Here is a 13,723-nt window from a genome sequence, read left to right as displayed (position 1 = left end):
AGTAGGCATGATTATAAAAAACAAACTACTAGCAGCCCTATTCTTGGTGTTGGTCTATTGCCAAACGGCTTCGGCCCAGCAAGATGCTCAATACACTCAGTATATGTTCAATACTATGAGCGTTAACCCAGCCTATGCAGGCTCTAGAGGACAGCTTAGTATAGCAGGTCTCTACAGGTCGCAATGGGTAGGTTTAGACGGTTCACCGGAGACTTTTACCATTAACTTACATTCGCCCATAAGAAATAGTAGTGTGGGGTACGGATTGTCTATTGTTAATGATAAGATAGGGGAAGGTACGGTTCAAGAAACTTATATTGATGGATTAATTTCGTATTCGATAGATGTTTCTCTTAAAGCTAAATTATCTTTTGGTTTGAAATTAGGAGGTAATATCCTTAATTTGGATTTTGACCAATTAAGGCAAAGACCCGGATTTGAGGAGGCTGTAGGAACGGATAATATTGAAAATCGATTTTCTCCAAACGTAGGTTTGGGTATGTACTATCATACAGATAAATTCTATGCTGGTCTTTCTGCTCCAAATTTGTTGGAGATAGAACATTTTGATACTTCTAATTCCGATGCGAATGATATTGACTTTTTGGCTAAAGACCGTGTTAACTTTTATTTAATTACTGGTTACGTATTTGATTTGAATGATAATTTTAAGTTCAAACCGGCACTTTTAACCAAAGTTGTTGGTGGAGCGCCACTTCAGGTAGATGTATCTGCTAACTTCCTTTTTGCAGACAAGTTCTCTTTTGGTGCGGGTTACAGATGGGATGCTGCCGTAAGTGCCTTAGCTGGTTTTCAAGTATCTGATCAAATTATGTTAGGATTGGCTTATGATAAAGAAACAACCGATTTTGGTAGTACTCAGTTCAATAGCGGATCTTTTGAAATTTTTCTAAGATGGGAATTGGTAAAATCATTTGAAAAACTGGTTTCTCCTCGTTTCTTCTAAACCTTGCCTTATGATAAAAAAAATACACATTCTATTTGTTTTGGTCTTTTTGATGGGCTTAAGTGGTTTTGCCCAAGAAAAGTTGATTACCAAAGCCAATGAAAAATATGACGAATATTCTTTCAGCCCAGCTATTGATATTTATAAAAAGGTATTAGATCGCGGGTACGCTTCTGCAGATTTACTTAAGAAATTAGGAAACTCTTACTATTACAATGCAGATTATGAAGATGCATCTAATACGTATAAAAGATTAGTAGACGAGTATCCGGATGAAATTGGTCCAGAGTATTATTTTAGATACGCTCAAACTTTAAAGACTTTAGAAGATTACGAGGGTTCAAAAGCCATTATGGCTAAATTCTTAGAGGCTACTTCTGATGATGCTAGAGCAACTGCTTATAAAGATGAGGAAGACTATTTAAACGATATAAAGAGAAACTCTGGAAGATACAATGTATCACCTTTTCAGTATAACTCCCCGTATTCAGAGTTTGCTCCTTCTTTCTATAAAGAAGGTCTTATTTTCTCTTCGGATAGAGATACTGGAAACTTTGCTCGCTACCGTCACACATGGAATTCAAAAGATTTCTTGGACTTGTACAAGGTGAATGCAGATAGTGTTTCGCAAGGGTTTGTTATTAAATTCGGGGATCACGTTAATACAAGATTGCATGAATCAACTTCTACTGTAAGCAAAGATGGTAACATACTATATTTTACTCGTAATAACTTTAAGGAAGGTAAGTATGTCAAAGACGAAACAGGAGTAATACGTCTTAAGATATTCAAGGCTAAAATGGTAGAAGGCGTATGGTCTGAAATTGAAGAACTACCTTTTAATAGTAATGATTACTCAGTAGCTCATCCAACATTAAGTTCAGATGAAAAAGCATTATACTTTGCGTCAGATATGCCAGGCACTTTAGGTGAATCCGATATTTTTAAGGTAGCCATAAATGAAGATGGAACTTATGGTACTCCTGAAAACTTAGGTCCAGTTATCAATACGGAGGCTAGAGAAACCTTTCCTTTTGTAACGAGTGAAGATGTTTTATATTTTTCTTCAGATGGACATCCGGGGCTTGGGGGATTAGATATTTTTGCTTCTAAAATAGCCAATGGTAGATTGGACGGAAATGTAATGAATGTTGGTGAACCCGTAAATGGAAGAATGGACGATTTTACGTTCATTTTTAATGAAGAAACAAGAAAAGGATATTTTGCCTCTAACCGAGCAGAAGGACAAGGTGCTGATGATATTTACGCTGTTTTAGAAACGAAGCCTTTGCTTATTGATTGTGAGCAAGCTATTTCTGGTGTGGTAAGGGATAAGATTTCTAACGAACCACTTATTGGTGCATCCGTTAAAGTTATAGACGAGAATAATGAGGAAATCATGTCTGCTATTACAGATGCCGAAGGTAAATACGATTTATTGCTAGATTGTACGCAAGGCAATTTCGTAAGAGCTATGACAGAAGGTTATGTGCCTTCTGAAGAATACTTAGGAAAATCTGATGGAGAACCTAAAGTAATAGACTTTTATTTAGAGAGAAGCTCTATAACAGCTGGGTTTGGTGACGATTTAGCCAAACTATTACAGTTAAGTACTATTTACTTCAACTTTAACAAATATGACATTCGTAAAGATTCTGAAATAGAGGTTGAGAAAGTAATCGCAGCCATGGAGAAATATCCAAGTTTGAGAATCAAGGTAAATTCACATACGGATAGTAGAGGTAAGGATTCCTATAACCTTTGGCTTTCACAAAAGAGAGCTGAATCTACCGTAAATTATATGGTAAAAAAGGGAATAGATAAAGAACGTTTAGATGGAGAAGGTTTTGGTGAGACAAAACTGATTAACAAATGTGCTAATGGCGTCAAATGTTCTGATAAAGACCATGAGTTGAACAGAAGATCGGAATTCATCATTTTAGAATAAAATTTATTTTACATAAATTAGGAAAGGCAGCTATTAAAATAGCTGCCTTTTTTTGTTTCAATATCATTATATAGCGAGGTATTTAATCGATAGGGTATAATGTTTACAGGTGTTTAAGCGTTTTTGTAAATCTGCTTACATTGAAAAAAACACCGGTTACACCTACATTTTAGGTCTACACAACAATTTTTCTCATAGCAACTTAAGTACAGATATATTTACCTAATAACTGTGTCAATCAATTCTGTTGACGAATATGATGAGTTATTTGTAGGTACATAGGATGTTGTATAGCCCGATAAAATTCTTTTACATTTTAGTAGCGATGCTTCTTTTGAGCACAGCAGGTCTAAAAGCGCAAAATATTGTGGTTAACCCGTCAACTGATGTTCCAACGGAGGTTGTTGCTTGTGGCGATTCGTCTACATTTCAATTTAGGCTTTATGGTACCACTGGAGCAGATGAACAGGTAAGTGTTCAATTACCTACCCAATCAGAGTTCGTGGCACTTGTATCTCCTGTTGCAGGGGTTTCAGTAGATGCCACTAATCCTAATAACCCAATATTTACTATTGCAGCACCTCTTATTGGAACAATAAGTTTTATAGACATAACATATACGGTTCAGACAGGGTGTTCAACAATGATAGATCCAGAAATTGAACATACGCTCATCAGCAATCCTTCTATTTCAACAACTGTTGATTACCCATCAGTTTTGTATTCATCTTTGGAAGTTGATAATGCTATTACACCTTTATCAGGTTCATTACGTGTTAAAGAAACTCAAGATTTTACCTTTACAATTGGTAACGACCCCGTAAATTCTAATGCCTACAGTAACAATGTGGTAGCTTATATTGTACATTCCGATAATATTTCTATTTCATATGGAGGTACAGGAAATTTTTCTTTAGGTATACCAGTAGGAGGCATGGTTACAGATACCTTAGAATTGAATGCTGTGGAAATTTCAGCTATTGGTGATAATGATTCGCGCTTTGAACAGAGTGAAAATATTTCAATAACTGTAACGGCAAAACTTTTAAATTGCCCGTCTGGTGCGGGAGAAACCATAACATATCAAGCAGCTTATGGGGGTTGTATTACTGGTGCTAACGCGTGTGAATCAGGTAATACTTCTACGTCAGGTATTGCTTTAGCTTCAGGAGCCCCGGACTTATATACTAGAGTAGTCAAAAGAGCCTGGCCAGGATTAACCACTACCGATACCGCTGAATTCTTATTACGGAATGATGGCACAGGTGCGGGTGACATTTATAACCTTACGCTTGATTTAGGTTTTAGTAATGGAGGTGCGACCTATATTCCTGCTGATTATAACATTTATACCTGGTCTAATTTTAATGTAGACGGGACATCTTTTGCCAACCAAGGAACAGAAGGTAGTCTTGCTGATTTTCAATTGACAACAGATCCTGACGGGGTTGGAGTTGGTTTAGAAGATTTAGATGGAGATGGATTTTTTGATGATTTACCAGTTGGCAATTCATTGGTCTTAGAAGCAGAACTAGCATATAACTATCTATTAGATTCAAATAATGACACTGCTTGTGATCGCATGAATGCAGGTTATTCAATGGTACGTTGGGCTTACGAATACACAGACCAATGCGGCAGTTCAATAAGTTTGAACGTTCCTAATAACGGATTGAATACGTGGCGTCCTTGGAGTTTTTACAACACGCAATCCATAGCAACAAATATTAATTCATCTAGTGGAAGTGCTAATTTTGGTCCTGGAGATACTTTTGATTTTTTTATAAGTACTTCAAGTAGTCAAACACCAACGACAACCAGTATTCCAGGTATGCATTGGGAAGTTCACTATACTTTACCTCCAGGTATCATACCAAATGGAAACGGAGTATGGCAATCGGAACCTTTTGATTTACTTAGTTTTAATGCAGCAACGGGAGTTGCTATATACTCTTCTATTTCTGCACCTACCTATGGGTATTTAATTAGTAGAAACCCAAAAATTCCATTAATGGTAGACCCAACCTGTTCTGGCAGTTTTGCTGGGGGTATATCTTATGAATATCATTTAAAAGGTGATTCCACATACGAACCTATACACATTTGTGAAGACGGTCCTACGTTTACAGTCACCTGTCCAAGTGGTGGACCATCGGTTTGCGTATCTAATTTCTCATTAGATCGTACTACTTTAGGATATACTGATATGACTGAGTCTACTCCAATTCCAGCAAGTACCTCTGGTCTACGTTTAGATCATGTGCTTGAGGGCGATATGGTTAGATGGCATGTTGAGATTGATGTAAATGAAACAAATCTTACTTCTGCTAAGGCGTTACTTGAATATGATGCTAATAACTGGTTTGGTACACAATCAGACGGAGGTATAAAAGCAATACAAGTTGAATACCTTCCTAGTGGTGGAGGTGCTTCATCAGTATCAAATAATCTAGGTCAGTATTCTTATGTTCAGAATAATGGAGGAAAAAGCAATCATTCAGTAGATGTATTGGGAGGTGATTTTTCAACAATAACACCGGGGCTTGGTGATAGATATATTATCGATGTAGATTTGAAGGTCTCTGAAAATAGTTCTATTTCCAATACTAGGTATATGCCTATGACCGGAATTTTGGTTTCATCTCCTGTAACTTCTGCGGCTAATCCAACGGAACATACTTGTAATTTTCTTACGGAAGAGTTTGGGGTCTTAGCTTATAAAGATGTACCAACTACGCAAGTGGTACAACAAAGTTTAACCATTGATGGTTGTAATGAATTTGGAATGGGAATACGGTTTCATCATGCAACTTATTCTATATTAGGGGATCTTTTTCCTAATGAATTTCGAAATTTTGCGATACCTAAAGTAGTAGATATTTTAGTTCCAGTTGGAGTTGATTATGTACCTGGAACCTCCAGTTATAGAGGTTATGGAGAGTTTCTACATGATATAACGGACCCTGTTATAACCTATAATGCAGAACCAGGGTTTCATAGATACAGTTGGACGAATGACGGCTCTTGGTCAAAAGAAAAAGCCTCCGTTAGCTATGCAATTAAAGACGTCAATTTTAATGTTGTTGCAAATTGCACTATTGAAGATTGGTCTTTTTCCGATGAAAGATTAGGCATAATTGTTTTACCAAGTACAGAATTTGAAATTTTTAGAAATGTAAGTTTACCAGGAAGGTCTATCAATATGGGAAGATCGACCAACGTAAGAAATACACAATATTTACCTCTAAGTTATACCGTTAGTTCACCTACGCCTACAATTTCTACTAACACCCAAAATGCCGAATGGGTTGTTGATATCAATAATACAACCTCTGGTGGAGCTTCTTTGCAAAACACGTGGATTGCTATAGAAATTACAAATAACAATATTGTACCAACACTTTGGGATAACACAACAGAAATACCCCTTATTGGCTATGGTACTGGTAAATATTGGGCACAAGTAGGAGACATATCAAGCGCAGGTAAACAATTGGAAATCCGGTCTGATGATTTTACCGTTTGTGGTACAGATAGTTTTGATATACGGGTTGGTCAAAATTGTAGTCAGTACCCTACCGATCCTGATACGGGTTATCCCTTAGGGAGTTCTGGAAGTAATTACAATTGTAGTGAAGAAGTCATTCAACTTTCATTAAGTACCCAAGACCCCTCTATTAATGTAACTACAGCTCTTGGTGTACCTCCAGCTACTTATGATTTTTGCGATGTTGTACCGTATTCAATAGACGTAAACAATGCTGCCAATGGCTTTGCTTACGCTTTGGCCGCAGATATAAAATTGCCTGTTGGTATGGTACTCGATAATACTTCAGGGGTTTTGACTTATGACTCAGTCGATTATGCAATAGATTCAGGTCTGATTCTTTTTAATGCGGGTACAAATACATATTCAATAGATATTTCTGCAATTGTTGGAAGTCCCATTAGTGGTACCAATGGTCTACCGGGTGTATCTGTTCCGGAGCCTAATGAATTTAAGGTGAATTTTGAATTGTCATTTACCTGCGATTATGTATCCGGTAGTAAGATAATTACGCAAATAAATGCGGAGTCTGGTTGTCAACAAGCCATTGACCCTAATGATGGTCAGAGTGAAATTAAAACCAATCCTGTAAATGTTACACAAGTACCTTCTAATATTGATTACGATATTTCGGTCACTTCTGATGATAATGCTATTCAAGCATGTAATGAAACTGAAGGTATTTCAGTTGAAATTACAAACCAGGGTATTGAAAGTGATGGGGATATTGAATTTGTTGTTGCTACAATAGACGATGCATTTAATTATGTAGCAGGTTCGTATGTAGCAGGTACGAATGGTCCTTCTGCAGGACCAACAGTATCAACCGATCCAGTAGCGGGCACCCGCATATTAAAATGGCAAATTCCCGATGGAGTAGGGGTCACTTCTCTTATTGCCTTCGATTTTGAAATTGAAGTTGTTTCACCTGAAGATGTGAGTTGTCAAAATTATGATTTAAACGTAGCTACAAGAATTGAACAAAGTATTGACTGTTCAGGATCAGGTGGACCAAGTTGTCCGGTTGTTCAAAGTGTTACGGCGCAGACTGATGAAACAATTTCTGTCGAAAAATCTACTTTGGTTATAAACTCAACATCTACAACCGCAACAGTCAGTGGTAATGATCAGAATGTCAGTGCCAATTTTTCAATTGAAAATACTTCTGGTACTATGATGCCAACTGGTACTATTGTTTCAGCGTATTATGATGCGGATACTAATGGAGTCTTCTCAGCTGGAGATGTTTTAATTGGTACTAAAACGATGACAGTTCAGATTCCAGCAACAAGTACTGTTAATGGTTCTATTGACTTCACCACATCTCCAAACAGGGTTTGTAATATAGTACTAGTAATTGAATCATCAAATAACTCATGTGCTTGTGCAAATTCAGAAGCAGAGATGATTTCACCTACAAGCCTTTCTGGTTTAGCTGGATCTAATGTAACGGTTTGCGAAGTATCTGATTCTATAATAATAGGTCAAACCTCAAACCCAAATTATAGTTATGTGTGGTCTGGTGCAACGGCCGTTGAAACAGCTTATTTGGACAATATTGGTGCAGCACAACCAACTTTTACATATTCTGGTGCTGATATTACAATAATTACTGATTTGATATATACGGTTACGGTAACACTTCCTAACGGGTGTACAATGTCAGATGACGTACGGGTAAAAGTTTATCCTTCGCCAAATCCTACAGTTAACGTTACATCATCCAGTTGTGATTTAGATAATGGAGAAATTAGCTTTACTTATCCTGATAATTTAAATAGATCATCAATTGAATTTAGTTTAGATAATCAAGCTTCTTATGAATCCTTAGTGCCAGATAATAGTGGTTCTGTAACGTATTCAAATTTAGCCTCTGGTACATATCATTTATGGGCGAGGTGGGGTAATAATCAATGTCCGGTAGATTTAGGGGAGCATATTATTTCTGATATCCCAGAATCTACCATTGATATGCAACCAGTAACACAGTCTGTTTTTGTAAATGACAATGCTGTTTTTACGGTGAATACTACTAATGCCGATACTTTTCAATGGCAAGTAAGTACAGATGGAGGAGTTACTTTTAATGACATCTCTAATGGACCTGATTATACAGGTACTCAAACAGAAACCTTAAATGTTATTGGGGTAGACTTAACCCAAAATAATTTTCAATATAGAGTTTTAGTTTCGAGTACGTTAACTACTTGTGCTGCCCAAGTTTCAAATGCAGCTTTACTTACAATTAAAGTGAAATCGGTTATTACTAATAGACGAATTACAGTGAGGGTCAAGAAAAATTAATTTCTTAAATAGAGATAGTGACTCGAACAAAAAGGGGTCTATTAAATAACATATAATTTAGTTTTATTAAAACCGTATTTAGATAGACTTTTAATCGATAAGACAGAAGTTTTACAGGGGTTTAAGTAATTTTAGAAATCAGTTGACATTCAAAAATCTACCAGTTGCGCATACATTTGGGACTTACACAACAATATTTATACTAACAGTTTATATACAGATATATTTGCCTGGTTAGAAGGTCAATGAATTCTATTGACAAAGAAACTAGGTTATTTGTAGATATATAGAATGTTGTATAACTCTTTAAAATTCCTTTACATTTTTGTAGCGCTGCTGTTTTCATTTCAGTTGGTCGCTCAGGAAACCTATCGTGATAATTTTAGCAGTGTATCGTATTCAAATAATAATGGTAGTTCTAATTTTTCTACAGATTGGGTAGAAACAGGGGATACAAATAATGGCCCTGCCAGTCAATATATTAGAATAAGTAGCAATAGACTAGAACTTTATTATATATGGGCAGAAAATATACGCAGATCGGCTAACCTTAATGGGGCTGCAACAGCAGTGCTTAGTTTTAATTGGCAGACTGTAAGTCTTACCAACGGTAGAGCTTTGGGAATAGAGGTGTCCAATAATGGTGGAGCATCTTATACAACGGTAGGTACAATTAGTGGGAATAACAGTTCAGGAACTTATACGCGAGACATATCTGGTTTTATTTCTGCAACCACAACGGTAAGGTTTGCAAAATCGGGCAATAATTGGAATAATGATGATTATGCCTTAATCGATAATTTTCAGATTTTGGCAACTTTTCCCGCACCTATCCCAGTTATAGAGGTTAATGATGTTACTGTAGATGAAGATTCAGGCAATGCTACTTTTACAGTTAGGCATACAGGTACTAATACTACAGGACCTTTTACGCTGAATTACCAAACTGTAGATGGTTCGGCGGTTAATGGAAGCGACTATACGTCTAGGACTGGTGTTTTAAATTTTAATGGTACTGCTGGAGATACGGAAACCATTACCGTTCCTATTTTAGATGATGGTACGATAGAAAATCCTGAAAATTTTACTTTAGAATTTACATTAGCGTCTGATCCAACGGTTGATATTAGTGACACAGCTACAGGAACAATTATAGATGACGATGCTCTTATAATGACAGACGGTGGTAGCGTTACCACATGTAGTGATACCTTTTTTGACCCGGGCGGACTTTCTAATTACAGTAACAATCAAGATGTAACATATACCATTTGCCCAGATACCGCCGATACTTATATAAATATAAATTTTACAAGCTTTGAAATTGTTTCGGGAGATGTACTATATGTTTATGACGGTTCTAATACCAGTGGTACATTAATTGGCCAGTATGATAGTGCCAATGTACCTACAAGTATAAATTCTTCTGCTGCATCTGGCTGTCTAACATTTAGATTTGTTTCTAACGGAAGCAATACAGGCGCTGGTTGGGAAGCAGAAATTAATTGTTTTGTTGATGGTCCTATTATTGTAATTGATGACATAACTTTTGATGAAGATGTGGGTAATGCCGTATTCACAGTAAGGTCCACTAGGGCTGCACATGGTAGAAATATATTTTTCTTTGGGTTTGTAGAATCTCCGTTTACTGTAGATTTTCAAACAGTAGATGGTTTGGCGCTGGCTGGTAGCGATTATACTGCATCATCAGGTACTTTAACATTTACGGGAGAACTAAATAATGTCCAAACAATATCAGTACCTATTTCTAATGATGGTGTACCTGAATTTGCTGAAGATTTTGATATAGAATTTACAGGAGCAACTGCTCAATATGCAGTCGTGAACTATAACGATAAAGGAAAAGGAACCATAAACTCACAAATTTTGGCAAATGACCCTTTAACACTATTTCAAGAATTTGATGGGTATTATGATTATTCAACCACGGGAGGTACCATGCGTACGAGCCCAAATGGAGCTAGTCCTTGTGCGGTTACGACATCATCGTCCAATAGTTTGGTTTCTCCGGTTCCGGGAACAGCAACTGTAGAAAGAGCTTATTTATATTGGTCTCATTCTAGTACCATTCGTGATGCAGATGTAATTTTTGAAGGGCAAAGCGTTTCTGCTAATTTTCTGTATCAAACCTCTCTGGGTAACAGAAACTTCTTTGGATATGTAAGTGATGTAACCAGCATATTGCAAGGTGTATCTAATTTGTCGAGCAATGTTTTTGATTTTAGTGGTTTAACGATTAACAATACGGGAGAATATTGTACTACCAGTACGGTTCTAGGGGGCTGGGCACTAATGGTGTTTTATGAAGACCGTTCTTTACCAGCTGTAAATATAAATTTATATCAAGGTTTTGATGGACTTAGTAATGATGGTAATTCGTTTACGCTAGATTCATTTTATGCCATATCAGGAACAGGGGCTAAAGCTTCATTTTTATCATGGGAAGGTGATCCGGATTTAAATGGTTCAAGTTCTGGTTCAACTAATCCTGAAGAACTATCGATTACCAACCAGCGAAATCAGAAAAATATTTTGATAGGTGATGGGGGACAAACGGGTAACAACTCTTATAATTCTACAATTTATGATAACACCGTAGGGCCACCAGTTTATAATAATGCTAATATGTATGGTGTAGATTTAGATACGTATGATATTTCGTCATTTATACAACCAGCGGATAGTGAAGTAACGGCAAATGTAGATGTAGGTCAAGATTTTGTTATTTCTGCAGCGGTGGTATTAAAAGTTCCTTCCAACTTAATTGCAGGCCGTGTTTTTGAGGATATCAATTATCCAGGAGGTGCAGGTCGCAATCAATTAACATCGGGAGGGATAGGAATATCAGGAGCAATTGTAGAACTTTTTGATTCTTCAGGGACTTTTATCCAGAGAAAAAATACGGAAGCAAACGGAAATTATTCATTTGGAGGAATGGCGGATGGAGATTACTTTGTTAAAGTGGTAAGTTCAACCGTAAGATCTACAAGAGATAATGGGCCAAATTGTTCTTCTTGCTATCCGGTTCAGACATACAAGACAGAGATGGTTTCTGGTAATATTATAGATATTACTAATCAAGTAGGAGGGGCTAATCCAAAAGCAGGTCAAGATGTTTCCTTAGGTGTTTTTAATAATGCGCAAAGTATATCTGCCGTAGAGGTTGCAGGTAACGGTGTAGTAGGTATCAATTTTGGATTTAATTTTAATACCATTGTTAATACAAATGAAACCGGCCAGGGTTCATTGACTCAGTTTATCAGGAATTCTAATACCATAGGTGAAGTAGGTTTGGATATAGAAGCCAATAGTTTGTTTGATCCAGTAGCAGGAGAAGACATTTCAATATTTATGATACCCTCTACGGCAGACCCTTTAGGCAGAGCCGCCGATAATAATTTTGCGAATGGGTATTTTAACTTTACCATGTCAAACCCTAACGAGTTGCCTGTTGTAACAGGCACAAATACCGTGATTGATGGTCGTACGCAAACGGCCTATTCGGGAAATACTAATTCTGGAACAGTAGGTTTAGGAGGAACAGGAGTAGGGAATTCCAATACGGCTTTACCAAATTTTGAGAGACCAGAAATAGAATTGTATAGTGCAGGTGGAGATGTTCTTCAATTAAACGGAACCAATGTAGTAACGCGTAATTTGGCTGTTCGTGCAGGTAACAATGCCGGAATTATCATTCAAGGTGGTTCGGCTACCGTGTCCCATAGTTTATTAGGCGTAAATGCTGTTGGTAATCCTTCAGGTAATATAGATTATGGTGTTGAGGTTACTGGGGGAATAGCTATAATAGATAGCAATTATATTACAGAAAATACAGATGAGGGTATTTTAGTTGCCGGTGGAACATCTACTACTATTCAAAATAATCATATTACGGACAATGGCAGTAATGCTTGTTTTGACAATATAAAAATCAGTGGAGGTACTGGTATCGTTATTCAACAGAATTTAATAGATAGAGCAGCTTCACTTGGGATTGATGCAGAAGGAATAACTGGGTCATTAACGATTACGGATAATACAATTACAAATTCAGGTCAAGATGGAGGTAAATGTACGGGGGATGATGCCAACGTAGGAATTCGTTTAGACGGCAGTAACTCATCCGTAGTCAATAATATTATAGCTGCAAATGGCGGAGCAGGAATTGTATTAAGTGGAGGTAATACATCTGGAAACTTAATTTCTAGAAATTCTATATATGCAAACGGAACGGCTAGTGCAGCATTAGGTATTGATTTAGATTTAACAGATGGATTTGGTGATGGAGTAACAATTAATGATTCAGGGGATAGTGATAATGGCCCTAATGGAGCTGTTAACTTCCCTATAATTACTGGAGCGTTCGTTTCAGGAACTAATTTAGTGATAGAAGGCTTGTCAAGACCAGGGGCGACTATAGAGCTGTTTGCTACGGATATTAATGAAGGTACGGCAACCATTGGTGATAATACATTGGGAATGATTTATGACTATGGGGAGGGGCAACGCTACCTTAATACTATGGTAGAAGGTTCTGCTTCTGATTCGGAGACAAATATTTCTACCTACACAGATGAAGACAATAATACGGATAACACCAATAAGTTTAAATTTAGTATTCCTTTACCTTCAGGAATAGCGTTAGGAAAGACGATAACCACCACGGCAACTTTAACCAACTCTACATCTGAATTTTCTCCATTAAGTACGGTTAAAGCGTACACTGTTATTACTAACAGAAGAATTACATATAGAGTAAAACCCAACTAGAAATTTTTCTTATTTGAGCTCAGATAAAGGGCCAAAATTATCTTCTAAATCAGTAAAATTAACATTTCATTTAGTGTTAAAAAGTAGGTATTTCAACGAATTTATTTTCGGGATAATGGCTCGTAAGTCAGTCGTATTATTGAACTTATCGACGATTGACACAAGA

General features: G+C 36.8%; 4 protein-coding genes. All 4 read left to right on the top strand.

Going from position 1 to position 13,723, the window contains the following annotated elements; translation table 11 throughout:
* Positions 1 to 7 precede the first annotated feature (7 nt).
* The 4 genes from HW347_RS11000 (at position 8) to HW347_RS10985 (ending at position 13,557) form a co-directional block, all read left to right on the top strand.
* Positions 8 to 967 carry a PorP/SprF family type IX secretion system membrane protein gene (locus tag HW347_RS11000; protein WP_214611916.1) on the top strand — a complete coding sequence of 320 codons (960 nt, stop codon included), beginning with the start codon at positions 8 to 10 and terminating at the stop codon, positions 965 to 967.
* A gap of 10 nt (positions 968 to 977) precedes the next feature.
* Positions 978 to 2,915 carry an OmpA family protein gene (locus HW347_RS10995; protein WP_214611915.1) on the top strand — a complete coding sequence of 646 codons (1,938 nt, stop codon included), beginning with the start codon at positions 978 to 980 and terminating at the stop codon, positions 2,913 to 2,915.
* Between the two features lie 325 nt (positions 2,916 to 3,240).
* On the top strand, positions 3,241 to 8,766 hold the full coding sequence (locus HW347_RS10990) for a hypothetical protein (RefSeq protein WP_214611914.1): 5,526 nt from the start codon (positions 3,241 to 3,243) through the stop codon (positions 8,764 to 8,766).
* 291 nt (positions 8,767 to 9,057) lie between these two features.
* Positions 9,058 to 13,557, top strand: a complete 4,500-nt coding sequence (locus HW347_RS10985) for a beta strand repeat-containing protein (protein WP_214611913.1) — start codon at positions 9,058 to 9,060, stop codon at positions 13,555 to 13,557.
* The last annotated feature ends 166 nt before the right edge of the window (positions 13,558 to 13,723 follow it).

The sequence above is a fragment of the Zobellia barbeyronii genome, from assembly GCF_018603515.1.
Classification (GTDB): domain Bacteria; phylum Bacteroidota; class Bacteroidia; order Flavobacteriales; family Flavobacteriaceae; genus Zobellia; species Zobellia barbeyronii.
Note: the sequence above shows the minus strand (reverse complement) of the source record. Positions and strands in the feature narration are given on the sequence as shown.